This is a genomic window from Methylobacterium nigriterrae, assembly GCF_037106235.1.
Lineage (GTDB): Bacteria > Pseudomonadota > Alphaproteobacteria > Rhizobiales > Beijerinckiaceae > Methylobacterium > Methylobacterium nigriterrae.
The window spans coordinates 53,365-77,511 of record NZ_JBAWTG010000003.1; the positions used below are offsets into that span (position 1 = coordinate 53,365).

Genomic DNA, 24,147 nt, shown 5'->3' on the forward strand with positions numbered 1-24,147 from the left:
CAGCGCCCCCCGGGAGCCCGAGGGAGGCGCCATGCTGTCCCTCGTCGACCTCCTCGCCCGCCGCGATGCCGGCACCCTGACGCCCGCCGCCGCGATCGGAATCGCCGAGGCGGCGATCGCCGCGCGGGAGCCGGAGGTCGGCGCGCTGGCGAGCCTCCAGGCGGATCCGTTCGTCCCCGAGCGGGGGCCGCTCGCCGGCATCGCGGCCGGGGTCAAGGACATCATCGACACGGCGGACCTGCCCACCGGGATGGGCTCGCCGATCTACGCGGGCTGGCGCCCGAGGGCCGACGCCGCGATCGTGATGCGGCTGAGGGCGCTCGGCGCGGTGCCGCTCGCCAAGACCACCACCTCCCCCTTCGCGAGCCTCGACCCGACCCGGACCCGGAACCCCCGTGCGCCCGGCCGCACCCCCGGCGGCTCCTCGGCGGGCTCGGCCGCCTCGGTGGCGGCCGGCATGCTGCCGCTCGCGCTCGGCACCCAGACCGGCGGCTCGGTGATCCGACCGGCCGCCTACTGCGGGGTGGCGGCGATCAAGCCCTCGTTCCGGCTGCTGCCGACGGTCGGCGTCAAGACCTTCTCGTGGGCGCTCGACACGCTCGGCCTGTTCGGCGCCGGCATCCGCGACGTCGCGCGCGCCCTGGCGCTGCTCGCCGACCGGCCGGCGATCGACCTCGGCGCATCCGAGCCCGGCCGCCCCCGCATCGGCCTCGTCGCGCAGGACTTCGCCGGCAGCCCCGATCCCGACATGCAGGCGGCGCTCGCCGCGGCCGTGCGGGCGGCCGAGCGCGCCGGGGCGAGCGTGCGCGACCTCGCGCTGCCCGAGCCGCTGCCCGGGGCCTGGGCCCGCCACGGCATCATCCAGGATTACGAGGCGCGCCAGGCGCTCGCCTGGGAATATGCGAGCCACCGCGACGCCCTCTCCGAAGGGCTCGGCGCCCGGCTCGACCGGGCCCAGGACCTGACGGCCCGGGACTACGACGACGCCCGCCGCCACGCCCATCAGGCCCGCCGCGCCTTGAAGGACGTCTTCTCGGATGTCGACGTGCTGCTCACCGTCTCGGCGCCTGGCCGCGCTCCCGAGGGCCTCGCCTCGACGGGCGACCCGCGCTTCAACCGGCTCTGGACCCTGATGGGCGTGCCCTGCGTGAACCTGCCGGTGCCGGGCGAGGGCGCGCCGCTCGGCGTGCAGGTCATCGCCCGGTTCGGGGATGACGGGCGGGCGCTCGCGGCGGCCCGGATGATCGAGGCGGCGCTGGCCGATCCGAGCCGGTGATGCACGCCGCCGCGTAGCGGGGACGTTCCGGTTCTCCGCCCATCCGGCAGCGTCGTCCGGACGCCGACCTGCGGGCCGTCATCCCGGGGCCGCGCGAGCGGAACTCGGATCCGGAACCGGAACCGCCGCGGGCGCACAGCTCTGGCCGCCATGGCGTTTCGCGTGGTCGAAGCCCGGCACTCGGCACCCGTCCGGAGACCGCTCGCAACCCAGCTCGGACGCTCTGTGCATGCTCGTCGCGCCGGCGCGTCCGACCCTGAGCGGGCGTTGGGACGGCCGGCCATGAAGGTCCGCAATGGGTGGGAAGCGAACCCTGGCATCTCGACCGGAAGCGGACGTTCCGCCTCCGGCGCTTGAGTGCCATCGGGGCTGAGAGGTGGCTTTCCCGGAAGTGGACGCCGAGCCCTCTCGCGGGCGCAGGTGAGTTCCTACGCTCCCGGCATTGACGGCCGCGGCCGGCGCGCGGTTCGGTCGATGGCCCGGGCTACCGTGCGGAAGAGCCATGTGGGCAGATCGTGTCCCATCCCCTCGATCAACATCATCTCGGCATTCGGGATTGCGGCTGCGGTATCCTGACCGCAGGCAGGGGGGAAAAGAGGGTCGGCCGTCCCGTGAATGACGAGTGTCGGCGCCTTGATCGCCGCCAGCCGTGGCCGACGGTCGCCGGCCAGGGCGATGGCCGCGAGCTGCCGGCTAAATCCGCCCGGTGCATGGCCACGCCGGACTTCCTCCCGGAGAAGAGCACGGCAGGCCTCTTCGTCGAACGGATAAACGGTGCCCGCGATGCGCCGTGCGAAGGCTACGCCGTGATCGAGGAAACCGGCTTCGTCCGAGACGGGATCGGGAGCGGGGCGCCTCATCATTGTCATAACGTCGGGCTCTGCCGACGGCATGCCCGGGTTGCCCGTGGCCGACATGATCGAGGTGAGCGACAGAACACGGGACGGGCGCTCGCTTGCCATCGCCTGGGCGATCATCCCTCCCATCGAACGCCCAACAACGTGGGCCTGCGGGATGGAAAGGGCATCGAGTAGGCCAATTGCATCCCCGGTCATGTCGGCAAGCGTGTAGGGCACAGGTGGCCGCTGCCCCGCCATGAGAAGGGACACCAACGTTTCGAAATCCACGGCTCCGTGCCGGGCGAAGGAGGTCGAATGCCCGGTATCTCGATTGTCGAACCGGATGACGCGATAACCCGGCGCAGCCAGCTCCCAGCAAAAGGGATCTGCCCAGCGGATCATCTGCGTCCCCAGTCCGGAGATGAGCAGAATTGCTTCCGCCGCTTCCTCGCCGAAGCTGTCGTAGGCGAGCGTGATACCGTTGCTGCTCAGGCGTCTCATCGTCGTCCGCGTCTAGCTGTCAGATCCGAGTAGCCTGAAGCTTTTCCGCCCAGTGCATGAGGCGCTCCTGCAGGAGGCGGTCGCGGACATAGTCGATCTCCTCTTCTTCGAGACGCTCAAGGATCTCGTAGGTGAATGCCTCCGCCCCCTCGGCACGCCACGCGTCCTGGAGCGAGCGATGCGTGTTGTTTCCGAGCCGCAGGGTGAACCACAGCCTGTTCTGGATCGTGGACAGGTTGGGAGCTTGGCCGACCCAGACCGCTCCGGTCGGCACGCAGCGGACGGCGTAGATGCCAGTCGCGACCTCTCGTTTCCGATAGGCAGCGACGGCTGCCTTCCGATCCTCGCGTTTCATGACGTGAGCGCCTCCTGACGGCGGCGACCACTAGCCGAAGCAGCCCAGAAACGCAATATCGCCCGGGTGATATTGACCTGCGTATTTCTGGCCGGGTAAATAATGTGGAGTGGAGGGCCCATGTCCGATTACCTGTCCAAGCCGTGCACCGCTTTCGCTGGCACGGAGCAATTTGCAGCTGGGTCGCTGGTCGACGTGGCTTTGGCGATCAAGGCCGCCGAGGGCGAAGGGCGAGACGCGTCCGTTCTCGTCTTCGATGATGCTTCAGGCTCCGTCGTGGATCTGGACCTGCGAGGCACGACCGCCGACATCGTGGTCCGCCTCGGCGAGCGGGGGAAGCGTGAGGCACCGGCAAGGCCGCGAACGGCTTCGGACACCGATGCGGAGCCTCGTGGGCGTGGGCGACCGAAACTGGGCGTCGTTGCCCGGGAGGTCACGCTGCTTCCCCGACACTGGGAATGGCTCTCCGCGCAGCCCGGCGGGGCGTCACAGGCCTTGCGGCGTCTTGTTGACGAGGCTCGCCGTTCCGATGGCGGCCAGACCCAAGCCAAGGCCGCGCGCGAATCCGCCTACCGCTTTCTGACCGCGATGGCCGGTGACCTTCCCGGCTTCGAGGATGCTATCCGATCCTTGTTCGCGGGCGAGGAACAGGACTTTGCCGACCACATGAACGCTTGGCCGCCGGACGTGAGACGCCATGCTTTGAAGCTGGCAACTGACTCAGGTTCACTTCAAGCCGCTTAAGGAGCGGAGCCGGGGGCACGGTAGCCACCCGTTTCAGTCGTACGACTCCGTTTCACCAAGCAGCCCGGAAGCGGGCCTCCGCAGGGCCCGCTTTAGGTCGAAAGCGGCGGTTCAGGTCCTGCGAGGCCGATTTCCGCTCCAGGCGCCTTCCGGCTGTTCGCCCGCGAGCCGTCGCACGTCTGCGAGCCAGTCTGGGCCATCGGTGCGGGTGCCAACCGGCAGACATGGACCGCCAGGGTCCGGGCCGGCCGCGGCAGGACAGGGAGACGATGATCGCGAAAGGCCGTCGCCCTGCGGAGGATGGCCGCCCTGCGGAGGATGGGGGACAATCGTCCAGCTCGCCCGCGCCACGGGCGCCGCGACGGCTTAGAATTCGAAGGCCACGCGCTCCCATTCGGCCAGAAAGTTCAAGATCTTGAGCCCCGATCGCGTTGCGGGAATGCAAGTTTCATCGTGCGGAATGCAATATTGATCGGCGCGTACCCTATTTGGATGACGTCGGCGGCTGCGGCCACGGTACGATCTTGGACACATCTCCCGGATGGAGTGGGTCCCATGCACGCTGATCGACCGCCTTTCCTGTTCGTTGCCATCTGGGGCCTGTTGGCCGCTGCCATGATGCTGGGCCAGTTCCAGATGGCGAGCCATGGCATGACGCTCGCGAGCCTCATCGACATCCAGGATCCGGACATCGTCCAGCTCGCGGCACTCGATTGATCGCGGCGACGAGACGCGTTCCGCGAGATCTCCGGGACGGCTCCGTCCGGAGAAGCGCCTTCCAACACGGTCACGCACACAGGAAACCCACCATGTCCTCGATGGCCACCCTCGTGCTCGCCGCGCTCCTGACCCTCGCGGCGGGCGCGGCGAACGCCGGCGACATCGCCGCTGCCGCCGGGCAGGATTGCGCGGACGCCAATTCCGACTACGAGCGCTACGAACTGGGCTGCCCCCTCGATGCGGCGGCCGAGGCCGGACCGGCCGCGGCGCGGCCCGCGGGCACGCAGCCCTGATCTCGGAGGGCCGACCGCCATGCCGACCACATTGCCGGCCCGCAGGCCGGAGGGACGATCGGACAGGGCCATCCTCCTGGCCATCCTCGCCGCCGGCCTCGCGCTGATGGCGCTGACCCTCGCGGAGCCGGCCCTCACCGACACGTCGGCCGCGGCCGATCCGTTCAGCGAGATCGCCACGTACTGAACGGCTCCGGCCCGCCCGCCCTGGGAACGGCTCCGCTCGCCGCCCGTTAGGCCCCTGTCGGGCCCCGTCCCGGGCCCGCCATGCCCGGAGCCGCCCGTGACGTCCGCCCAGCCGATCCGCTACGCCCCCGACCTCGAAGACATCCGGCCCGACGAGGACGAGGTCCAGGCCGGGATGATCGAGCAGTTCGCCAAGATCCAGGGCACCACCTTCAAGGATTACGGCCACGCCGTGCGCGGCGTGCACGCCAAGGGGCACGGGCTGCTGACGGGCCGGCTCGAAATCCTGCCCGGCTTGCCGGGCCCGCTCGCGCAGGGCGCCTTCGCGACGCCCGGCACGCACGACGTGGTGCTGCGGCTCTCGACCAATCCCGGCGACATCCTCGACGACAGCGTCTCGACCCCGCGGGGCCTCGCCCTCAAGATCCTCGGCGTCGCGGGCGAGCGCTTGGCCGGCGCCGAGGGCGCGACGCAGGATTTCGTGATGGCCGACGCCCCGGCCTTCGTGGCGCCGGACGCCCGGGCCTTCCTGAAGAGCCTGAAGCTCCTGGCCGCCACCACCGACACGCCGCAGATCTTCAAGAAGGCGTTCTCGGCCACGCTCCGGGGCGTCGAGACCGTGCTCGAGGCCCTCGGCACCAAGAGCCCGACCGTGATCGCCCTCGGCGGCCACCCGGAGACCCATATCCTCGGCGAGACCTTCTACAGCCAGGTGCCGCTGCGCTGGGGCGACTACGTCGCCAAGGTCGCGGTGGCGCCGGTCTCGCCGGAACTGACGGCGCTGACGGGCGCGGCGCTCAACGTGAACGGCAAGCCGAACGGGCTGCGCGAGGCGGTGAGCCGGTTCTTCGCCGAGCACGCGGGCGTGTGGGAGCTGCGCGCGCAGCTCCTCACCAACCGCGAGACCATGCCGGTCGAGGACGCCTCCGTGCCCTGGCCGGAGGCGGAGAGCCCCTACGTGGCGGTCGCGCGCATCACCGTGCCGCGCCAGTCGGCCTGGGGCGAGGCGCGCGTGAAGGCCCTCGACGACGGCCTCGCCTTCAGCCCCTGGCAGGGGCTCGCCGCGCACCGGCCGCTCGGCTCGATCATGCGGGCGCGCCGCGCCGTCTACCCGAAATCCTCGGGCTTCCGCGCCGAGCGCAACGGCTGCCCGATCCAAGAGCCGGCGCGCCTGCCGCCGCTCGCGGACTGACGGGAGACGCGGCCCGACCATGTCGGGCCGCGTCTCCCGGTTCCTGCTCTCACGCGCTCCGCGAGGCCGAACGGGCATCCGCTTCGGCCTCGCGGAGCGCTCTCGGCCATCTCGGGGGATCTCCATGACGTTTCCGGCCATCACGGCGTTCTACGCCGGCCTTCTCGCGCTCCTGTATCTCGGCCTGTCGGGCTGGGTGGTGGCGACCCGCCTCTCGGCCGACGTGCTGCACGGGGCCGGCGGCGACCCGGATCTCGAGAAGCGCATCCGCATCCAGGGCAATTTCGGCGAGTACGTGCCCCTGGCGCTCCTCCTCGTCGCGCTGCTGGAGGCCGGCGGCGGCGGGCCCGTGCTCGTGCGCGCGCTGCTTCTCGTCCTCCTCGCGGCGCGCCTGATGCACCCGTTCGGGATGCTGGCGCCGAAGAACTCGCCCCAGCAATTCGCCTGCCGGGGCGGCGGCATCGTGGCGACCTTCGGGGTGATCGCGGTGGCGGCACTCGCTCTGCTGCTGCGGTGACGCCGGGCGGGCGCCTCAGCGCGCCTCCTCGCCGAGCGCCTCCTCCACGTAGAGCTGCTCGAGGAGCACCTTCATCACGGCGAGCAGCGGCAGGGCCAGCGCGATGCCCCAGAGGCCGAACAGCACGCCGAGCAGGAGCTGGCCGGCGAAGATCGTGGCCGGCGGGATGTCGAGGGCCCGCTTCTGGATGAAGGGCGTCAGCACGTAGCTCTCCAGCGTCTGCACCGCCAGGTAGACGCCGAGCGCGCCGAGCATGGCGGTCGGGCCCGAGGCGAGGCTCGCCAGCAGGATGATCACGCCCGCCACCAGCGGCCCGATGGTCGGGATGAAGGCGAGCAGGCCCGCCTGCAGGCCGAGGATCAGCGCGCTACCGAGACCCATGAGCGTCAGCCCGCCCCAGGTGCACAGGAAGATCACCGCCATGGTGATGAGCTGGCCGAACAGCCAGTGCCGCAGGGTCTCGCCCAGGCCGTCCAGCACCTTGGCGCCGCGCGGGCGCTGGCGCGGCGGCACGAAGCGGAGCGCCCCGTCGCGGTAGCTTGCCGGGTCGGCCGCGAAGGCGACGCCCAGGAACACGATGACCAGGAGATTGCCCACCGCGTCGAACAGGCCGAGCATCACGCTCGCGGCCGGCCCCAGCACGCTGCCGGCATCCGACAGGAGCGCGCCGGGGCTCCTGAGGACGCCCGAGGCGAGGCCCGCGAGCCCGCCGGACGTCCGGGCGAGGTCGCCCTCCTTGCCGCTGTCCCGGCGCGGGCCGGCAGCCTGCCCGGACGCTTGCCCGGGTTCTTGCCCGGGTTCTTGCCCGGGTTCTTGCCCCTGCCCTTGCCCCTGCCCCCGATCCTGCCCTTGCCCGGCGCCCTCCACCGCGCTGAGGAGCGGCACGTCGATCCCGTGGCTCGTCAGCCAGCCGCTCACCGTGCCCGATTGCTGGCGGATGGTCTGCCCGAGGTCGCGGGCCTGGCCCGCCACCGTGGCGCCCCCGAAGGCCACGAGCCCGATCATGGCCCCGGCCAGCATCAGGCTCGCGAGGCCGAGCCGGACCGCGCGCGGCAGCGGCAGCAGGTGGCCGAGCCCGCGGGTCAGCCCGTCGAGGAAGACGCCGAGCAGCGCGCCCGCGAAGATGAGGAGCAGCGTCGCCGCCGAGATCCAGGCGAGCGCCAGCAGCGCCGCGAAGGCCACCACGGCGATGCCGGCGAGCGCCAGCGCGCGGGGGTCGGTCCGCCGGTCGGCGGGGCGGGGGGGCTGGTGCAGCATGGGGCCGCCTCACCAGCGCCCGGCGGCCGAATCGTCGGCGGCCGCCGCCTCGACCCAGCCGCCGACCGTGCCGTCGGCGAGATGCTCGCGCTTCCAGAAGGGGGCGCGGGTCTTCAGGTAGTCCATCAGGAAGCTCGCCGCCTCGAAGGCGGCCGTGCGGTGGGCGGAGGCCGCCAGCACCAGAACGATCCCGTCGCCCGGCGCCACGAGCCCGTGCCGGTGGATCACCCGCACCCCGGAAAGCGGCCAGCGGGCCCGGGCCTCGGCGACGACGCGGCCGATCTCGGCCTCGGCCATGCCGGGATAATGCTCGAGCTCGAGCCCGGCGAGGCGTCCGCCCTCGTCCCGGCACAGGCCCGTGAAGGTCACGACTGCCCCGGCCTGCCCCCGCGTCTCGTCCGAGAGGCGCGCGATCTCGGCCGCCACGTCGAAGGGCTCGGCCTGGATGCTGACGGGCGGGGCTGCGACGGGATTCGGCAAGGGACCTCCGGAGGCTGCGGGCGCGACGCGGGCCGGGTGACAAGGGTACGCGTTCGCCGGTAAGTCTCGCTCGACTCGGACCCCACCCGCATGCGCCTATAGGGCGTTGCGACTCAAGGCCTGCGCCCCACGGGCGGGATCCGGCCCGAAGGCATCCCGCGTACCGGACCCGCCGGGGCGGGCCGCAGACGAAGGACCACCCGGTGACGCCCGACCTGATCCTGCCCCATGACGGCCTGCTGCCGCAATTCGCCTCCCGGCCGGTCTGGTGCGGGCGGGGCAGCACCGTGATCGGCGCGGCCACGCTGGGGGCCCAGGCCTGGATCGGCGACGACGCGGTGATCCGCGCCGACGGCCAGAGCGTGACGCTCGGCGACCGCTTCTGGCTCGGCCACCGCTCCACCGTGCACATCGCGACCTTCACGCACGGCACGCAGGTCGGCGACCGGGTCACGGTCGGGCGCAACGCGGTGGTGCATGCCTGCACGGTCGGCTCCGACGTGGTGATCGAGGACGACGTGGTGATCCTCGACGGCGCCCAGGTGGAGGACGGCGTCGTGATCGAGGCGGGCTCCACCGTCTTCCCGCGCGCCCAGCTGCCCGGCGGCTTCGTCTACGCGGGAAGCCCCGCCAAGGCGCAGCGGCCGATCGGCCCGGAGGAGGTCGCCGAGCGCGCCGAGCGCCTGCGCGAGGCGGCGGGCGACGGCGGCCCGGTGCCCCCCGCGGACGAGCCGGACGTGGAGGAGAGCGTCTTCGTCGCCCGCACGGCGCGGCTGCGCGGGCGCATCGCGCTGGGCGCGGGCTCCACCGTGCTGTTCTCCTGCGAGCTCGGCGCCGAGGTCGGGCCGATCGTGGTGGGCGCGGACACCAACATCCAGGACAATTCGGTGCTGCGCAGCCGGGGCGAGGGCATCGTGATCGGGCGCGACACCACGATCGGCCACAACGTGCGCATGGGCGATTGCCGCATCGGCGCCCGCAGCCTGATCGGCATCGGCTGCGCCATCGCGCCCGGCACCGTCATCGCCGACGACGTCATGCTGGCGGCCGGCGCCACCACCGATCCCGGCCAGCTCCTCGCGGGCGGTCATCTCTGGGGCGGGCGCCCGGCCCGCATCCTCGGCCCCCTCGATTCCGAGAAGCGGGCCATGATGAGCCGCATCGTCGAGGGCTATTGCGAGCACGGCCGCGCCTACAGGCGGCTGCAGGCGGAGAATCCCTGACCGGTCTCAGGCCTCGTCGAACAGGCCGGTCGGCAGGCCGTCCAGGCTCGCGACGTTCTTCTCGCGCCGATACGCGTCGAGCCCCGCCTCGCCCTTGGCGGCGGCCCAGCGGTCGAGGTTGTCCCGCTCGTCGCGGTAGTCGAACAGCGGCACGGCGTAGCCGCACGAGGTCTGCACGAGGTCGATGTCGAGCCGCACGATCTGGCGCGCACCCGGCGGCTCGGCGCCCCCGAACGCCGTCCCGAGGAGCGAGCGGTATCCCGCCCCGCCGCGGGCCAGCACGGTGCCGCGCCCGTAGAGCCGCAGGATCATCGGCAGGCCCTCGAAGGCGCAGAGCATGATCGTCAGCCGGCCGTCGGCCTTCAGGTGCGCGGCCGTCTCGTTGCCGCTGCCGGTCCGGTCGAGATACGCGACCGCGTCGGGGCCGAGGACCCTGAGCGCCTCGGTGCTGCGCGGTGAGACGTTCACCCGCGCGCCCGGCGCCGCCGAGGCCGTGAAGAAGACGCGCTGGCGGGCGATGAAGTCGCTCAGGCGCGCGTCGAGGCTGGGGAATTGCTTGGCCATGGAAATCGTCCGGGCGGGCTCGCCGCGGCTCCTCTACACGGGTGCGGCCCAAAGGCGCACGATGCCGCGCTCACGAAGATCTCGTTCTCTGGATCCTCGATCGCATCCCGGACCGGCCGCGGCAGGTTCGGATCGCCGGCTGCAAACCAGATCAGCGCGTGCGTATCGAGGAGCAGCCTCACGCCTCGCCCCAGGCGCGGCGCTCCTCCTCGGAGAGAGGCTCGAAGAATTCCGGACCGATCCTGAACTTGCCCGCGAAGGCGCCGAAGCGGCGCGGTTTGCGCGCGGAGCGGCGCGCCGGATCGGACGAAGCTTCGGCATCGAGGGCGCTGGCGAGCGCCTCGGCTTCCCGCTCAATGGCCGTGCTCACGCCCGCCCCCCTGAGATCGCGAAGGGCGTCGACGGCCGCGCGGACGGCCTCCTCGCGGATTTCGTCCGCGTCACGCGACGCTTCGTGACCGCGCTCCATGGAAACGCCCTCCTTCGACCCGCCGAACCGACGATGCAGGATGCGCGGTTCCCGTTCAACGGCCGCGGCCTCGGCGAACGATCGATCCTATCCCAGGAACCGCCCGACCAGCATCCGGGCGAGCGCCTCGGGCGGCTCCGGGGTCAGCATGGCGAGCTTGCGGGAGGTCGACAAGGCCGCGAGCCCGTGCAGGGCCGCCCAGAGGGCGGCGACCGCCTGGCGGCGCTCGGCCGGCTCCGGCAGGAGGGGGGCGAGCACCGCGTCGACCGCCGCGAGCGGCTCGGCGAGCGCGTCCGCGTACCAGTCCGGGAAGGCCGCGCCCGGCGCCGTCGCGTAGTCCGAGACGAGGCTCCACAGGGCGGGGTCCGCGGCCACGAAGGCGAGATAGGCATCCGCCAGCGCCAGCGCGTTCTCGCGCGGCGCGGCCTCGGGGCGCGTCGCCCGCGCGAGCGCGGCGCGCAGGCGCCGGAAGGTGCCGGCATTGACCCGCAGCACCACTTGGTCGAGGTCGCCGACCGCGTTGTAGATCGAGTTCGGCGCGTAGCCGATCGCGGCCGCGAGCCGGCGCATGCCGAGCGCGCGCAGGCCGTCCGCGCGCACGATCTCCTCCGCGGCCCGCGTGACGAGGGCGAGGAAGCCCTCGCGGTCGTGCTCGCCGCGGGGGCCGGCGGCGTGGGGTCCGGCGGCAGATCCGGGGCCGGATCGGGAGGGTCGCTTCACCTGATCCTGCCACCTTTCCCCGGCATTCTGGCCCGGCACCCGGGCCGACGTGCGCGGCCACACCCGCCCGCCGGCTTAGATTGCACGACGTGCAAAATCAAGCTTGCGGCCGGATGCGCCCGGACCTAGCTTTTGCACATCGTTCAAATTCGGACGCCGCGCCGGGCGCGGGGGCCGGAATTGACGGTTCACCGATCGGCGGGCAGTCATGCGTCACGCCGTGGAGGGCAGCCATGTTCCGTTCGCTGATGACGGCGCGCCGATTCGCGCCGCTGTTCTGGTGCCAGTTCTTCTCGGCCTTCAACGACAACTTCCTGAAGAACGCGCTCGCCTTCCTGATCCTGTTCAAGGTCGGGCAGGGGGACCACGCGAATTCCGGCGTGCTGATCACGCTGGCGAGCGCGGTCTTCATCGGGCCGTTCTTCATCCTGTCGGGCCTCGGCGGCCAGCTCGCCGACCGCTACGACAAGGCCGTGGTCGCCAGGCGGCTGAAATTCGCCGAGATCTTCGCCGCCGGCATGGCCGTCATCGGCTTCCTGTTCCACTCCGTGCCGGCCCTGTTCGTGGCGCTCGGCCTGTTCGGCACGATCGCGGCCCTGTTCGGGCCGATCAAGTACGGCATCCTGCCCGACCATCTCCGCCGCGAGGAGCTTCCGGCCGGCAACGCGCTGGTCGAGGCCGCGACCTTCCTGGCGATCCTGCTCGGCACCATCGTGGCGGGCCTCGCCATGGCGGCCGGCGGCGACGCCGTGGCCTTCGGCGGCCTGATCATGGGCTTCGCCGTGCTGTGCTGGCTCTCGGCCCGGCTGATCCCGCGGACCGGCGAGGGCGCGCCCGACCTCAGGGTCGACCCGAACGTCGCCCGCTCGACGCTCGCGCTGCTGCGCGACCTCTGGGCGGATACGCGCCTGTGGCGCGGCTCGGTGATCGTGAGCTGGTTCTGGCTGGTCGGCGCGGTGGTGCTGTCGCTGCTCCCCGTCCTGGTCAAGACCGGGCTCAACGGCTCCGAGACCGTGGTGACGCTCCTGCTCGCCACCTTCTCGGTCGGCATCGCGCTGGGCTCGGGCCTGGCCTCCTGGCTCGCGAGCGGGCGCATCGTTCTGCTGCCGACGCCGGTCGGCGCGGTGCTGATGGGCCTGTTCGGCCTCGATCTCGCCTGGACGGTGTCGCAGCTTCCGCCGGTCTCCGGGCCGATGATCGGCGCGGCCGAGTTCCTCGGCAGCGGCACGGGCTTGCGCGTCGGCCTCGACTTCTTCGGCCTCGCGGTGGCGGGCGGCCTCTACATCGTGCCCTCCTTCGCGGCGGTGCAGGCCTGGACCGAGAAGGCCAAGCGCGCCCGGGTGATCGGCGCCGTCAACGTGCTCACCGCCGCCTTCATGGTGGCGGGCACGCTGGCGCTCGCCGCGCTCCAGGGGGCGGGCCTCTCGATGGCCGCGCTGCTGGCCCTCGTGGCCGTGCTCAACCTGGTCGTCGGCGCGGTGATCCTCGCCACTCTGCCGACGAGCCCGTTCCGCGACTTCCTGTCGATCCTGTTCCGGGCCTTCTACCGACTCGAGGTGCGCGGTCTGGAGAATGTCGAGAAGGCGGGCCCGAACGCCATCGTGGCGCTCAATCACGTCTCCTTCCTCGATGCGCCGCTCGCCCTCTCGCTCCTCGAGCAGGAGCCTGTCTTCGCGATCGACCACGGCATCGCGCAACGCTGGTGGGTGAGGCCGTTCCTCAAGGTCACCAAGGCGATGCCGCTCGACCCGACGCGGCCGCTCGCCACCCGCACGCTGATCAACGCGGTCCGGAGCGGCGAGACGCTGATCATCTTCCCCGAGGGGCGGCTTACCGTGACCGGGAGCCTGATGAAGGTCTACGACGGTGCCGGCCTCATCGCCGACAAGTCGGGCGCCATGGTGGTGCCGGTGCGCATCGAGGGGCTGGAGCAGACCGCCTTCTCGCGCCTGTCCCGCGCCCAGGTGCGCCGCCGCTGGTGGCCGAAGGTGACCGTGACGGTGCTGGAGCCGGTGAGGCTCTCGGTCGCGCCCGAGCTGAAGGGCAAGGCGCGGCGCCAGGCGGCGGGGGCGGCCCTCTACGGCATCATGTCGGACCTCGTCTTCCGCACCACCGACATCGAGCGCGGCCTGATGGAGGCCCTGATCGAGGCGGGCGAGCGCCACGGCTGGCGCCGCATGGCGCTGGAGGACCCGGTCACCGGCAGGCTCTCCTACGGCCGCCTCGTGACGGGCGCCAACATCCTGGCCCGCAAGCTGATGCCGCTCGCCGAGGCCGGCAGGCCCGTCGGGGTGATGCTGCCGAACGCCAACGGCGCGGCCGTCACCTTCTTCGCGCTGGCCTCGGCGGGGCGGGTGCCCGCCATGATCAACTTCTCGGCCGGCCCCGCCAACGTGCTCTCCGCCTGCCGGACGGCCGAGATCCGCACGATCCTGACCTCCCGCGCCTTCATCGAGAAGGGCCGGCTCGGACCCCTCGTCGAGGCGATCCGCGGGGCCGTCGACCTCGTCTATCTCGAGGACGTGCGCGCCTCGGTGAGCCTCGCCGACAAGGTCCGGGGGTTCCTGGCGCCCCGCAAGCCCCTCGTGGCGCGCCGGGGCGGCGACCCCGCCGCGATCCTGTTCACCTCCGGCTCCGAGGGCACCCCGAAGGGCGTGGTGCTCGCCAACCGCAACATGCTGGCCAACACCGCGCAGGCCGCCGCCCGCATCGATTTCGGCCGCACCGACAAGGTCTTCAACGTGCTGCCCGTCTTCCACGCCTTCGGGCTGACGGTCGGGCTCGTCCTGCCGCTGGTCTCGGGCGTGCCGGTCTATCTCTACCCCTCGCCCCTGCACTACCGGATCGTGCCGGAGCTGATCTACGGCTCGAACAGCACCATCCTGTTCGGCACCGACACGTTCCTGGCCGGCTACGCGCGCGCCGCCCACGCCTACGACCTGCGCTCGCTGCGCTACGTGCTGGCCGGGGCCGAGGCCGTGAAGGATTCGACCCGGCGCGTCTGGGCGGAGAAGTTCGGGCTGCGCATCCTCGAGGGCTACGGCGTCACCGAGTGCGGGCCGGTGCTCGCGCTCAACACCCCGATGTTCAACCGCTTCGGCACGGTCGGCCGGCTGATGCCCGGCATGGAGGCGCGGCTCGAGCCCGTGCCCGGGATCGAGACGGGCGGCCGCCTGTTCGTGCGGGGCCCGAACGTCATGCTGGGCTACCTCCGGGCGGAGAAGCCCGGCGTGCTGGAGCCGCCGGAGGCCGGCTGGCACGATACCGGCGACATCGTGGCGATCGACGAGGCGGGCTTCATCGCCATCAGGGGGCGGGCCAAGCGCTTCGCCAAGGTCGCCGGCGAGATGGTCTCGCTCGCCGGGATCGAGGCGCTCGCCGCCGACCTCTGGCCGGACGCCCCCAGCGCGGCGGCGGCGGTGCCGGATGCCCGCAAGGGCGAGCGGCTCATCCTGTTCACCGAGCGGAAGGGGGCGACACGGGCCGAGTACCAGGCCTTCGCGCGCGGCCGCGGCGCCACCGAGATCGCGATCCCCGCCGAGGTGGTGGTGCTGGAGCGCATCCCGATGCTCGGCACCGGCAAGGTCGACCAGGTCGGCGTCGCGCGGCTCGCCCGCGAGCGGGCGGAGGCGGTCGAGGCGGCGTGAGGGGACGCCGTGCCCCTCGCGGGGAGCGGCGGCCTATCCCCGCAAGTCCCTCACCGCCTCCGCCAGCGCGTCGACCTGCGCCTCGTCATGCGCGGCCGAGAGCGCGATGCGCAGGCGGGCGGTGCCGGCGGGCACCGTCGGCGGGCGGATGGCCACGACGAGGAAGCCGCGCTCCTCGAGCGCCGCCGAGAGCGCGAGCGCGGCCCCGGCCTCGCCGACCAGCACCGGCACCACGGCGCTCTCGGCCTCTTCCAGGCCGAGGCGGGCGGTGAGGCGCCGGGCGAGCGCGAGCGGGCGGGCCGCCCGCTCCGGCTCGGATTCCAGGATGTCGAGGGCGGCGAGCGCCGCCGCGGCCGAGGCCGGAGGCAGGCCCGTCGTGTAGACGAAGCTGCGGGCCCGGCTCGTCAGGAGGTCGATGACGGCCGCGCTCGCGCAGACGTAGCCGCCGTAGGAGCCGAGGCTCTTCGAGAGGGTACCCATCTCGAGCGGCGCCCGCGCCCCGGCCTCGACCACGCCGAGGCCGTGCGCGTCGTCGACGAGGGTCCAGGCGTCGAATTCCTCCGCGAGCGCCAGAATCCCGGGAAGCGGCGCCCGGTCGCCGTCCATGCTGAAGACGCGCTCGGTGAGGATCAGGGCCCGCCTGTGCCGGCCCCTGTGCCGGTCGAGCAGGCACCCGAGGTCAGCGAGATCGTTGTGGCCGAAGCGCACCACCTCGGCGCCCGAGATCCGCGCCCCCGCCCACAGGCACGAATGCGAGAGCGCGTCGGCCAGCACGAGGTCGCTCGGGCCGACGAGGGCCGGGGTGATGCCGAGATTGGCCAGGTACCCGCTGCCGAAGACGAGGGCCGCCTCCTTGCCCTTGTGGCGGGCGAGCCGTTCCTCCAGCTCCGCGAGCAGCGGGTGGTTGCCCGTGACGAGGCGCGAGCCGCCGGCCCCGGCCCCGTAGCGCGCGGCGGCAGCTTGCGCCGCCGCGATCACGCGCGGATCGTTGGCGAGCCCGAGATAGTCGTTGCACGAGAACGAGACCAGGCGCCGCCCGTCGCGCTCGGCCACCGCGCCCGTGCCCCGGAGCGTGGGCCTGAGGCGGCGGCGCAGGGTGCCGGCATCGAGCTCGGCGAGCTTCGCCCGCGCGAAGGATTCGAGGCTGGAGGCGTTCGGATCGATCATGCGGCCTGAAGGCTCCCGCCGGAGCCGGGATGTCAAGACGCCCCGCTTGACCGCGCCGGCGCCTGCCCGCATTCCGGTCCCGATGCCCGCGCGCGATACCCATCTCTGGCGGCCCTACACGCAGATGAAGGGGGCGATCCCTCCGCTCGAGGCCGTGCGCACCCACGGCAGCCGCATCGTGCTCGCCGACGGGCGCGAGCTCGTCGACGGCATCGCCTCGTGGTGGACGGCGGTGCACGGCTACAACCATCCCCACATCCGCCAGGCGCTCGTCGCCCAGGCCGAGGCGATGCCGCACGTGATGTTCGGCGGCCTCACGCACGCGCCGGCCGAGCGGCTGGCGGCCCGCCTCGCCGCCCTGCTGCCGGGGGACCTCGACCACGTCTTCTTCACGGATTCGGGCTCGGTCGCCGTCGAGGTCGCCCTCAAGATGGCGGTGCAGCTCTGGATCAACCGCGGCGTCCCCGGCCGCACCCGGATCCTCGCCTTCCGGGAGGGCTACCACGGCGACACGCTCGGCGCGATGTCGGTCTGCGACCCCGAGGAGGGCATGCACCGCCGCTTCGGCGCTTACCTGCCGGCCCAGCTCTTCTGCGACCTGCCGCGCGACGCCGGCACGACGGCCGCCCTCGACGCCGCGCTCGCCCGCCACCGCGGCGAACTCGCGGCCGTCATCGTCGAGCCGCTGGTGCAGGGGGCGGGCGGCATGCGCATGCACACGCCCGAGACGCTCGCCGCGATCGGCCGGCTCGCCCGCCGCCACGGCCTGCCCCTCATCCTCGACGAGATCTTCACGGGATTCGGGCGCACCGGCACCCTGTTCGCCTGCGAGCAGGCGGGCCTCGTGCCCGACATCCTGTGCCTGTCGAAGGCGCTGACCGGGGGCACGCTGGCGCTCGCCGCCACGGTCGCGTCCGCGGAGGTGTTCGCGGGGTTCTGGTCGGACGACCCGGCCGCGGCGCTCATGCACGGGCCGACCTTCATGGCGAACCCGCTCGCCTGCGCGGCCGCCAACGCGAGCCTCGACCTGTTCGAGACCGAGCCCCGCCTCGATCAGGCCCGCGCCATCGGCGCCCGCCTCGCGGACGGGCTCGAACCCCTGCGGGGCCGGCCCGGCATCCGGGATGTCCGTACGCTGGGCGCCATCGGGGTGGTGCAGTTCGGGCGGGCGCCCGACCTCGCGGATCTGAAGCGCCGCCTCGTCGCGCGCGGCACCTGGGTACGCCCCTTCGGCGACATCCTCTACCTCACGCCCGCGCTCACCATCGGCCCGGCCGATCTCGACCACCTGATCGCGAGCGTCGCCGCCGCGGCGCGGGAATGCGCGGCCGCCTGAGGAGGGCACTGCAACCCGGACGCGGCTTCCACAGTTGGGCTTTCGACGCGGTTCGCGCCGGGGCCGACCCCCTCCCAGGCGAGCCGCTGCGCTGGAGCCGGAGGACGCACATCGTGACGGACGAGACGACGAGCCCCGAGGAGGACCGGCCCGTAATTCTCCTCGTCGAGGATGAGGCGCTGACCATCATGGACCTCGGCGACGTGCTGGAGAGCGGCGGCTACGACACCGTACAATGCGCCTCCGCCGAGCGGGCGCTCAGCATCCTGCAGGCCCGCCCCGACATCTGCGGCCTCGTGACCGACGTGGAGCTCTCGGGCCGCACCAACGGCTTCGACCTCGCGAACTCGGTCGCGGAGGCGCGCCCGCAACTGCCCATCGTGATCGTCTCGGGACGCGCGGCGCCCGACCCCGAGCGGATGCCGGCCGGCGCCCGCTTCATCGCGCGCCCCTGCAGCGGCGAGGACATCCTGGACCAGCTGCGGCGCCTGCTGCCCTGCTGACGGCCGGCGCGGACCTGCGCCTGTCATCTCACCTTCACACGAGCGCGTCACATGCCGTCCTGGCCGAGACCCGGCGCCCATCGTGCACCGGGGCTTTTCGGCTTGGATTGCGAGTTGGATTTCGAGCCGGAGGCCGGGGTTCCGGTCGCGGGCGCGGCGTGAGAGGGTGTGGGTCATGTCAGCGGCTGAAGACCATCCGGCGGCCGCGAGCAACGGCGATGTCCCGACGATGCAGGCGAACGGCAAGGCTCGGCCCGGCAGGGAGACTGGCAAGGAAACCGGCAGGGATTCCGGGAAGGACCCGGTAAAGGGGGTCAAGGAAGGCGGCGCCAAGGAGGCCGGCAAGCGCCTGCGCCCGCCCGGCGCCAAGAGCGTGGGCTGGGCCCTCGTCCAGGCCGCCCGGCTCCACCGCTCCCGCATCGGCGACCGGCTCGCCGCCCTCAACCTCTTCGCCGGCCAGGAGCAGGTGGTGCAGGCGCTCGCGGCCGCCGGCACCATGACGATGGGCGACCTTGCCGCGACCCTGCGTGTGCGCCCGCCCACCGCCTCGAAGACGATCTCGCGGCTCGCCGCCCTCGGCTTCGTCGAGCGCCGCGCGGAGGCCGGCGACGGCCGCATCGTGCGCGTCCGCCTCACGGAAGCGGGTCTCGCCAAGGCGGCGGCGATCGAGCGCCTGTGGGACGAGGTCGAATCCGAGCTCCTCGACGGGTTCGACAACAAGGAGCGGCGCCGCCTGCGCAAGCTCCTGCGCAAGGCCGCCCGCAACCTCGCGGAGGCCGCCGGCGTCACCGGCCACGAGCCCGAGGCGGAGATCGACGGCGACGAGGACGAGCCGGAGTCCGGCCTGATCGCCCCGGGCGGCGCGGCGGTCGCGCCGTTCTGACGGGACCGGATCCGCGGCGCGCGACGCGATCAGGGCGCGGCCGGCCGCCTGAACGGCCGGCCGCGGACGGCTCAGCGGTGATGCCGGCGGTGCCGGTAATGGCGGTGCGAGCGCATGTTCGTCCGGTAGGCGCGCCGGCCCGGATCGATGCCGAGCGCGCCGTTGACGGTGCCGACCGCGCCGCCGACCGCGCCGCCCACGACGCCGCCGACCGGGCCCGCGACGCGGTCGCCCTCCGCCGCGCCGCGGCGGATGCCGCCGGGCAGCCCCTGGGCCTCGGCGGCGCCGGACAGGGTGAGGGCCGACAGGGCCAGCGTGGCGGCGAGCAGAACGCGTCTCATGGCGGAATTCCTCGTGTCGTTGTCTCGCTTCTCGAGGCCGCGCCGCGGGACGGCGCGCCGGAAGGTCGCGGATTCAACGGCCGAGCTTGAAAAAGGTGGCATGCGCAAGCGGAAGCTCCGCGCCCGCTGTGAATACGCATCGGCGCCGGCGCTACCTGCGCGCTGGCGTCCGGCCTGTGCCGCTGATAGAAGCGCCTCCCATGCGCGCCCTCTGCGACTCGCGCGGCCTGCGCCGCCGCACCCGAATTACGGGCCCGGCCTCCGTGTGAGGGCCCGCGCTCGCGCGCAGGCCTTCCGGATGCCGGGAGAGCGAATGCCGCCGGCGCGATCCGCCGGCCTCGATGCCCCGCCCGCCGAGCGCGCCGATTCCTGATCCGAAGACGCCTGATCCCATGAGCGACACGACCGACGCCCGCGACTACTCGCAGACCCTGTTCCTGCCCCGCACCGAGTTCCCGATGCGGGCCGGTCTCCCCGTGCGCGAGCCGCACCTCCTGGAGCGCTGGGCGCGAATCGACCTCTACGGCCGCATCCGGCGGGCGGCCGCGGGGCGGCCGAAATTCGTGCTGCACGACGGCCCGCCCTACGCCAACGGCAACATCCATATCGGCACGGCGCTCAACAAGATCCTCAAGGACGTGATCGTCCGCAGCCAGGGCGCGCTCGGGCACGACGCCAACTACGTGCCGGGCTGGGACTGCCACGGCCTGCCGATCGAGTGGAAGATCGAGGAGCAGTACCGCGCCAAGGGCCGCAACAAGGACGAGGTGCCGGTGATCGAGTTCCGGCAGGAGTGCCGGACCTTCGCGGCCCACTGGCTCGACGTCCAGCGCGAGGAGTTCAAGCGCCTCGGCGTCACCGGCGACTGGGACCATCCCTACGCGACCATGGCCTTCCCGGCCGAGGCCGCGATCGCGCGCGAGCTCATGACCTTCGCGATGACGGGCCAGCTCTACCGCGGCTCGAAGCCGGTGATGTGGTCGGTGGTGGAGAAGACGGCGCTCGCCGAGGCCGAGGTCGAGTACGAGGACCACGTCAGCGACACCATCTTCGCGGCCTTCCCGATCCGCGAGGGCGCCGAGGGCGACCTCGCGGGCACCCGCATCGTGATCTGGACGACGACGCCCTGGACCATCCCCGGCAACCGCGCGGTAGCCTACTCGCGCAAGGTCGCCTACGGCCTCTACCGCGTCATGGGGGCCGCGGACGACAACTGGGCCAAGACCGGCGACGCCTTCATCCTCGCCGACACGCTGGCCGCCGGCGTCCTCTCGGCGGCCCGCGTCGAGGCGCACGAGCGGGTGCGCGACGTCGGGCCCGAGGAGCTCGCCGGCCTCACGCTGTCGCACCCGCTCGGCGGGCACGTTGCCGGCTACGACTTCCCGGTCCCGCTCCTTGAGGGCGAGCACGTCACCGAGGAGGCCGGCACCGGCTTCGTGCACACCGCGCCCGGACACGGCCGCGAGGATTTCGAGCTGTGGATGGCCAGCGGCCGGATGCTGGCGCAGCGCGGCATCGACGCGCGCATCCCCTACACGGTCGATGCGGACGGCGCGCTGACCGCGGAGGCCCCCGGTTTCACGGGAAAACTCGTTCTTAACCATAAGGGCGAGAAGGGCGACGCCAACAAGGCCGTGATCGCGGCGCTGACCGAGGCCGGAAACCTCATCGCCCGCGGCGTGCTGCGGCACAGCTACCCGCATTCCTGGCGCTCGAAGAAGCCCGTCATCTTCCGCAACACGCCGCAATGGTTCATCGCCCTCGACAGGCCGGTGGCGGCGCTCGGCAACCAAACCTTGCGGGAGGTGGCGCTCAAGGCCATCGACGAGACGCAATGGGTGCCGCCCCAGGGAAAGAACCGCATCAACGGCATGGTGGAGAACCGGCCCGACTGGGTGGTCTCGCGCCAGCGCGCCTGGGGCGTGCCGATCACGGTGTTCGTGAAGCGTGGCACCAGCGAGGTGCTGCGTGACGAGCGCGTCAACGCCCGCATCCTCGACGCCTTCGCGGCGGAGGGGGCGGATGCCTGGTTCACGGACGCGGACGGCGCCCGCTTCCTCGCGCCCGACCACGACCCGGCGGAGTACGAGAAGGTGACGGACGTCCTCGACGTCTGGTTCGATTCGGGCTCGACCCACGCCTTCGTCCTCGACGACCCCGAGGCCTTCCCGGGGCTTGCCGGCGTGCGCCGGAAGCGCGACGGCGGCGCGGACACGGTGATGTACCTCGAGGGCTCCGACCAGCACCGGGGCTGGTTCCAGTCCTCGCTGCTCGAATCGGCCGGCACGCGGGGCCGCGCGCCCTACGACATCGTGCTCACCCACGGCTTCGTCCTCGATCCGAAGGGGCTGAAGATGTCGAAGTCGAAGGGCAACGTCGTCGCGCCGCAGAACGTCATCAAGGATTCGGGCGCCGACATCCTGCGCCTCTGGGTGGCGGCCTCGGACTATGCCGACGACCTGCGGATCGGGCCCGAGATCATCAAGACCTTCGCGGAGACCTACCGGAAGCTGCGCAATTCGCTCCGCTGGATGCTCGGCTCGCTCGCCCACCGGGTGCCGGGCGAGGACGTGGCGCTCTCCGGCATGCCGGAATTGGAGCGCTTCATCCTGCACCGCCTCTCCGAGCTCGACGGCGAGATCCGCGAGGCCTACCGGACCTTCGACACGAAGCGGGTGGTGGCGCTGCTGAACGGCTTCATGACGGGCGACCTCTCGGCCTTCTACTTCGACGTCCGCAAGGACACGCTCTACTGCGATCCGATTTCCTCGACGGCGCGGCGCGCGGCGCTCCAGGTCATCGACGAGGCCTTCCGGCGGGTCACGATCTGGCTCGCCCCGGTTCTCGCCTTCACGGCCGAGGAGGCGTGGCTGGAGCGCTACCCGTCGCAGGACGGCTCCGTGCACCTGCACACCCTGCCGGACACGCCCGCGGATTGGCGCGACGACGCCTTGGCCGCGCGCTGGCAGAAGATCCGGCGGGTGCGGCGCGTGGTGACCGGGGCGCTCGAGATCGAGCGGGCGCAGAAGCGCATCGGCGCGAGCCTGGAGGCGGCGCCCACGGTCTCCATCGCCGATCCCGATCTCCTCGGGGCGCTCGACGGCATCGACTTCGCGGAGGTCTGCATCACCTCCGGCATCCGCGTCGAGGCGGGCGAGGGCCCGGCCGACGCCTTCCGGCTCGACGAGGTGCGGGGCGTCGCGGTGGTTCCGGCGCCGGCGCCGGGCCGCAAATGCGCCCGGTCCTGGCGCGTCACCCCGGATGTCGGGATGGACCGGGACTATCCCGACGTGACCCCGCGCGACGCGCAGGCGCTGCGGGAATGGGACGCGGCGCACGGGTCCGCGAGCGCGGCGTGAGGGCGGGGCGGACGAGCGCCGGGCGCCACCGCGACGGAGCCGGTCTCGGCGCGGACTCGACCTCTCCCGCTCGGGAGAGGCGGCGCGTCGCGTCGGCCGGGTGCCGCCCATGACCCCCTTCCGGCTCGGCCTCGCGGCGCTCGCCGCCACGCTCGCGCTCGACCAAGCCTCGAAGCTCTGGCTCTACCTCGGCACGGACCTCGTGCTGACGCAGCCCTGGCGCCTCGGCCCCTTCGTGGAACTCGTGGTGGTATGGAACCGGGGCGTGTCCTACGGCCTGTTCCAGCAGGAGGCCGGGCTCGGGCGCTGGCTCCTCGTGGCGCTCTCGGTCGCGGCGGCGCTGGCCCTCGGCCTCTGGATGCGCCGCGCCGGCTCGCGGCTCCTCGGCCTCGCGCTCGGGCTGATCGCCGGCGGCGCGCTCGGCAACGCCGTCGACCGGGCCGCCTACGGCGCCGTGTTCGACTTCGTGCACCTCTCGGCCCTGCCCTGGTTCCCCTACGTCTTCAACCTGGCCGATGCCGCGATCAGCGCGGGCGTGGTCGGGCTGATCCTCGACAGCCTGATGCCCGAGAAGGGGCGCGCCCTGCCCGACAACCCGAGCGGGACCCTGCCGCCCGTGTGATGCGTAAACCACATCGGCGCTCTCTCACCGGGGGAGGCTGGTGCAGCGCAGCCAAGGCGCCATACGATCGCCCGAAACCGGGATCAGGCCGGACGGGTCGGATCAGGTCGCCCGCGCTGGCGACTGCTCGGGACCCCGAAGGCGGGGCGCGGGCCCCGGCCGGAACCTGTGGGGCGCCATGACCCGGTATCGCCAGATCCTTCTCATCTCCGTCGCGGGGCTTCTCGTCTCCGGTGCCGCCCAGGCCCAGCAGCGCGGCGAACTGATGCGCGACACGCTGAGCACGCTCGGCCTGATCGAGAAGGAGCAGCCCGCGATCAACTACCACGAGCGCCCGCCGCTGGTGATGCCGCCCAAGCTCGACGGCAAGCCCCTGCCCGCGCCGCGCCCCCGGGCCGCCTCGCCGCAATGGCCCAAGGAGCCGGAGGTGGCGCAGCGCGAGCGCGACGAGCAGGAGCGCCGCGCGCCCCGCGGCAGCCAGATGCAGGGCCGCTACAACGACAACAACGCCACCGCCTCGATCGACGAGATGCGCTCGGGCCGCCGCGCCGGCGCGCAGATCCCGACCGAGAACGAGCGGAAGCCCGGCGACAACAGCCGCGATTCCTTCTGGCTCAACCCGTTCGAGCTGATGAAGGGCGTCGGCCAGGAGAAGACCGAGCCGTCCATCGCCGAGCCCTCGCGCGACATGCTGACGGATCCCCCCACCGGATACCGCAAGGCCCCCCGCAAGGTGGTGACGACGAACAGCGATCCGATCAACAATGCGAGCCGGGAACGGGAAGAAGCGGATCCCGGTGTCTATCTACGCTCGCAGGGACGTTGATCCCGCGGGCCGGATCGGCCCCGGAGCGGCCCCGGCATAGGATCGGGTACGCGTCTTGCCCCGCCCGAGCACCCGGACCCGCGCCGCGGGGCTTCAAGTCAGGAACGGACGGCTCTCCCCGGAGGAC

At 72.5% G+C, this 24,147-nt stretch carries 24 protein-coding genes; 15 read left to right on the top strand and 9 right to left on the bottom strand.

Annotation, left to right across the window (positions count from 1 at the left end; all coding sequences use genetic code 11):
- The first annotated feature begins 31 nt into the window (after window positions 1-31).
- Window positions 32-1,276, top strand: a complete 1,245-nt coding sequence (locus WDW90_RS03165) for an amidase (RefSeq protein ID WP_336485812.1) — start codon at window positions 32-34, stop codon at window positions 1,274-1,276.
- A 428-nt stretch (window positions 1,277-1,704) separates the two neighbouring features.
- Here WDW90_RS03165 and WDW90_RS03170 read toward each other — a convergent pair whose 3' ends face one another.
- Window positions 1,705-2,616, bottom strand: a complete 912-nt coding sequence (locus WDW90_RS03170) for an alpha/beta fold hydrolase (RefSeq protein ID WP_336485813.1) — start codon at window positions 2,614-2,616, stop codon at window positions 1,705-1,707.
- A 19-nt stretch (window positions 2,617-2,635) separates the two neighbouring features.
- A complete protein-coding gene (locus tag WDW90_RS03175) occupies window positions 2,636-2,971 on the bottom strand; it encodes a GIY-YIG nuclease family protein (protein ID WP_336485814.1) in 336 nt (111 codons plus the stop codon).
- Between the two features lie 120 nt (window positions 2,972-3,091).
- Here WDW90_RS03175 and WDW90_RS03180 point away from each other — a divergent pair, with 120 nt between their 5' ends.
- The 6 genes from WDW90_RS03180 to WDW90_RS03205 all read left to right on the top strand — a co-directional run bounded on the left by WDW90_RS03180 (window position 3,092) and on the right by WDW90_RS03205 (window position 6,623).
- Window positions 3,092-3,715 (top strand): DUF2239 family protein, encoded by a 624-nt coding sequence (locus WDW90_RS03180; protein ID WP_336485815.1) that lies wholly within the window; start codon window positions 3,092-3,094, stop codon window positions 3,713-3,715.
- A gap of 555 nt (window positions 3,716-4,270) precedes the next feature.
- Window positions 4,271-4,432, top strand: a complete 162-nt coding sequence (locus WDW90_RS03185) for a hypothetical protein (protein ID WP_336485816.1) — start codon at window positions 4,271-4,273, stop codon at window positions 4,430-4,432.
- Window positions 4,433-4,524: 92 nt separating this feature from the next.
- Window positions 4,525-4,728, top strand: coding sequence for a hypothetical protein (locus tag WDW90_RS03190; RefSeq protein ID WP_336485817.1), 204 nt, complete (start codon window positions 4,525-4,527; stop codon window positions 4,726-4,728).
- Window positions 4,729-4,747: 19 nt separating this feature from the next.
- Window positions 4,748-4,915, top strand: coding sequence for a hypothetical protein (locus WDW90_RS03195; RefSeq protein ID WP_336485818.1), 168 nt, complete (start codon window positions 4,748-4,750; stop codon window positions 4,913-4,915).
- A gap of 96 nt (window positions 4,916-5,011) precedes the next feature.
- On the top strand, window positions 5,012-6,106 hold the full coding sequence (locus WDW90_RS03200) for a catalase family protein (protein WP_336485819.1): 1,095 nt from the start codon (window positions 5,012-5,014) through the stop codon (window positions 6,104-6,106).
- A gap of 124 nt (window positions 6,107-6,230) precedes the next feature.
- A complete protein-coding gene (locus tag WDW90_RS03205; RefSeq protein ID WP_336485820.1) occupies window positions 6,231-6,623 on the top strand; it encodes an MAPEG family protein in 393 nt (130 codons plus the stop codon).
- A 15-nt stretch (window positions 6,624-6,638) separates the two neighbouring features.
- On the opposite strand, the gene WDW90_RS03210 is transcribed toward WDW90_RS03205, so the two are convergent.
- On the bottom strand, window positions 6,639-7,880 hold the full coding sequence (locus WDW90_RS03210; RefSeq protein ID WP_336485821.1) for an AI-2E family transporter: 1,242 nt from the start codon (window positions 7,878-7,880) through the stop codon (window positions 6,639-6,641).
- 9 nt (window positions 7,881-7,889) lie between these two features.
- Window positions 7,890-8,360 (bottom strand): molybdenum cofactor biosynthesis protein MoaE, encoded by a 471-nt coding sequence (locus WDW90_RS03215; protein ID WP_336485822.1) that lies wholly within the window; start codon window positions 8,358-8,360, stop codon window positions 7,890-7,892.
- 203 nt (window positions 8,361-8,563) lie between these two features.
- Here WDW90_RS03215 and WDW90_RS03220 point away from each other — a divergent pair, with 203 nt between their 5' ends.
- Window positions 8,564-9,583 (top strand): gamma carbonic anhydrase family protein, encoded by a 1,020-nt coding sequence (locus WDW90_RS03220; RefSeq protein ID WP_336485823.1) that lies wholly within the window; start codon window positions 8,564-8,566, stop codon window positions 9,581-9,583.
- Between the two features lie 6 nt (window positions 9,584-9,589).
- On the opposite strand, the gene WDW90_RS03225 is transcribed toward WDW90_RS03220, so the two are convergent.
- The 3 genes from WDW90_RS03225 to WDW90_RS03235 form a co-directional block, all read right to left on the bottom strand.
- On the bottom strand, window positions 9,590-10,147 hold the full coding sequence (locus WDW90_RS03225; RefSeq protein ID WP_336485824.1) for a pyridoxamine 5'-phosphate oxidase family protein: 558 nt from the start codon (window positions 10,145-10,147) through the stop codon (window positions 9,590-9,592).
- Between the two features lie 178 nt (window positions 10,148-10,325).
- Entirely contained in the window at window positions 10,326-10,616 is a 291-nt protein-coding gene (locus WDW90_RS03230) for a hypothetical protein (RefSeq protein WP_336485825.1), read from the bottom strand.
- Between the two features lie 87 nt (window positions 10,617-10,703).
- Window positions 10,704-11,216, bottom strand: a complete 513-nt coding sequence (locus tag WDW90_RS03235) for a TetR-like C-terminal domain-containing protein (protein WP_336485991.1) — start codon at window positions 11,214-11,216, stop codon at window positions 10,704-10,706.
- 353 nt (window positions 11,217-11,569) lie between these two features.
- Between WDW90_RS03235 and WDW90_RS03240 the strand changes: the two genes are divergently transcribed.
- Window positions 11,570-14,983 carry an acyl-[ACP]--phospholipid O-acyltransferase gene (locus WDW90_RS03240; protein ID WP_336485826.1) on the top strand — a complete coding sequence of 1,138 codons (3,414 nt, stop codon included), beginning with the start codon at window positions 11,570-11,572 and terminating at the stop codon, window positions 14,981-14,983.
- A 33-nt stretch (window positions 14,984-15,016) separates the two neighbouring features.
- Here WDW90_RS03240 and WDW90_RS03245 read toward each other — a convergent pair whose 3' ends face one another.
- Window positions 15,017-16,150, bottom strand: a complete 1,134-nt coding sequence (locus WDW90_RS03245) for an aminotransferase class I/II-fold pyridoxal phosphate-dependent enzyme (protein WP_336485827.1) — start codon at window positions 16,148-16,150, stop codon at window positions 15,017-15,019.
- 82 nt (window positions 16,151-16,232) lie between these two features.
- On the opposite strand from WDW90_RS03245, the gene WDW90_RS03250 reads away from it, so the two are divergent.
- The 3 genes from WDW90_RS03250 to WDW90_RS03260 all read left to right on the top strand — a co-directional run bounded on the left by WDW90_RS03250 (window position 16,233) and on the right by WDW90_RS03260 (window position 18,872).
- Window positions 16,233-17,486 carry an adenosylmethionine--8-amino-7-oxononanoate transaminase gene (locus WDW90_RS03250; protein WP_336485828.1) on the top strand — a complete coding sequence of 418 codons (1,254 nt, stop codon included), beginning with the start codon at window positions 16,233-16,235 and terminating at the stop codon, window positions 17,484-17,486.
- 113 nt (window positions 17,487-17,599) lie between these two features.
- Window positions 17,600-17,989: a response regulator gene (locus WDW90_RS03255; protein WP_336485829.1), complete on the top strand. Its 390-nt coding sequence runs from the start codon at window positions 17,600-17,602 to the stop codon at window positions 17,987-17,989.
- A 175-nt stretch (window positions 17,990-18,164) separates the two neighbouring features.
- On the top strand, window positions 18,165-18,872 hold the full coding sequence (locus WDW90_RS03260; protein ID WP_336485830.1) for a MarR family winged helix-turn-helix transcriptional regulator: 708 nt from the start codon (window positions 18,165-18,167) through the stop codon (window positions 18,870-18,872).
- A gap of 71 nt (window positions 18,873-18,943) precedes the next feature.
- On the opposite strand, the gene WDW90_RS03265 is transcribed toward WDW90_RS03260, so the two are convergent.
- A complete protein-coding gene (locus tag WDW90_RS03265) occupies window positions 18,944-19,213 on the bottom strand; it encodes a hypothetical protein (protein ID WP_336485831.1) in 270 nt (89 codons plus the stop codon).
- Window positions 19,214-19,605: 392 nt separating this feature from the next.
- Between WDW90_RS03265 and ileS the strand changes: the two genes are divergently transcribed.
- From ileS to WDW90_RS03280, 3 genes are all read left to right on the top strand, one after another.
- Window positions 19,606-22,572 (top strand): isoleucine--tRNA ligase, encoded by a 2,967-nt coding sequence (gene ileS, locus WDW90_RS03270; protein ID WP_336485832.1) that lies wholly within the window; start codon window positions 19,606-19,608, stop codon window positions 22,570-22,572.
- Window positions 22,573-22,681: 109 nt separating this feature from the next.
- Window positions 22,682-23,194, top strand: coding sequence for a signal peptidase II (lspA, locus tag WDW90_RS03275; RefSeq protein ID WP_336485833.1), 513 nt, complete (start codon window positions 22,682-22,684; stop codon window positions 23,192-23,194).
- A 178-nt stretch (window positions 23,195-23,372) separates the two neighbouring features.
- Entirely contained in the window at window positions 23,373-24,020 is a 648-nt protein-coding gene (locus WDW90_RS03280) for a hypothetical protein (RefSeq protein WP_336485834.1), read from the top strand.
- Window positions 24,021-24,147: the final 127 nt, after the last annotated feature.

What these genes read in the sequence shown, in the direction of transcription:
- WDW90_RS03165 (WP_336485812.1), top strand. Translation starts at nt 32, where the DNA reads ATGCTGTCCCTCGTCGACCTCCTCGCCCGCCGCGATGCCGGCACCCTG.
- WDW90_RS03170 (WP_336485813.1), bottom strand. Translation starts at nt 2,616, where the DNA reads ATGAGACGCCTGAGCAGCAACGGTATCACGCTCGCCTACGACAGCTTC.
- WDW90_RS03175 (WP_336485814.1), bottom strand. Translation starts at nt 2,971, where the DNA reads ATGAAACGCGAGGATCGGAAGGCAGCCGTCGCTGCCTATCGGAAACGA.
- WDW90_RS03180 (WP_336485815.1), top strand. Translation starts at nt 3,092, where the DNA reads ATGTCCGATTACCTGTCCAAGCCGTGCACCGCTTTCGCTGGCACGGAG.
- WDW90_RS03185 (WP_336485816.1), top strand. Translation starts at nt 4,271, where the DNA reads ATGCACGCTGATCGACCGCCTTTCCTGTTCGTTGCCATCTGGGGCCTG.
- WDW90_RS03190 (WP_336485817.1), top strand. Translation starts at nt 4,525, where the DNA reads ATGTCCTCGATGGCCACCCTCGTGCTCGCCGCGCTCCTGACCCTCGCG.
- WDW90_RS03195 (WP_336485818.1), top strand. Translation starts at nt 4,748, where the DNA reads ATGCCGACCACATTGCCGGCCCGCAGGCCGGAGGGACGATCGGACAGG.
- WDW90_RS03205 (WP_336485820.1), top strand. Translation starts at nt 6,231, where the DNA reads ATGACGTTTCCGGCCATCACGGCGTTCTACGCCGGCCTTCTCGCGCTC.
- WDW90_RS03210 (WP_336485821.1), bottom strand. Translation starts at nt 7,880, where the DNA reads ATGCTGCACCAGCCCCCCCGCCCCGCCGACCGGCGGACCGACCCCCGC.
- WDW90_RS03225 (WP_336485824.1), bottom strand. Translation starts at nt 10,147, where the DNA reads ATGGCCAAGCAATTCCCCAGCCTCGACGCGCGCCTGAGCGACTTCATC.
- WDW90_RS03230 (WP_336485825.1), bottom strand. Translation starts at nt 10,616, where the DNA reads ATGGAGCGCGGTCACGAAGCGTCGCGTGACGCGGACGAAATCCGCGAG.
- WDW90_RS03240 (WP_336485826.1), top strand. Translation starts at nt 11,570, where the DNA reads ATGTTCCGTTCGCTGATGACGGCGCGCCGATTCGCGCCGCTGTTCTGG.
- WDW90_RS03245 (WP_336485827.1), bottom strand. Translation starts at nt 16,150, where the DNA reads ATGATCGATCCGAACGCCTCCAGCCTCGAATCCTTCGCGCGGGCGAAG.
- WDW90_RS03250 (WP_336485828.1), top strand. Translation starts at nt 16,233, where the DNA reads ATGCCCGCGCGCGATACCCATCTCTGGCGGCCCTACACGCAGATGAAG.
- WDW90_RS03260 (WP_336485830.1), top strand. Translation starts at nt 18,165, where the DNA reads ATGTCAGCGGCTGAAGACCATCCGGCGGCCGCGAGCAACGGCGATGTC.
- WDW90_RS03265 (WP_336485831.1), bottom strand. Translation starts at nt 19,213, where the DNA reads ATGAGACGCGTTCTGCTCGCCGCCACGCTGGCCCTGTCGGCCCTCACC.
- ileS (WP_336485832.1), top strand. Translation starts at nt 19,606, where the DNA reads ATGAGCGACACGACCGACGCCCGCGACTACTCGCAGACCCTGTTCCTG.
- lspA (WP_336485833.1), top strand. Translation starts at nt 22,682, where the DNA reads ATGACCCCCTTCCGGCTCGGCCTCGCGGCGCTCGCCGCCACGCTCGCG.
- WDW90_RS03280 (WP_336485834.1), top strand. Translation starts at nt 23,373, where the DNA reads ATGACCCGGTATCGCCAGATCCTTCTCATCTCCGTCGCGGGGCTTCTC.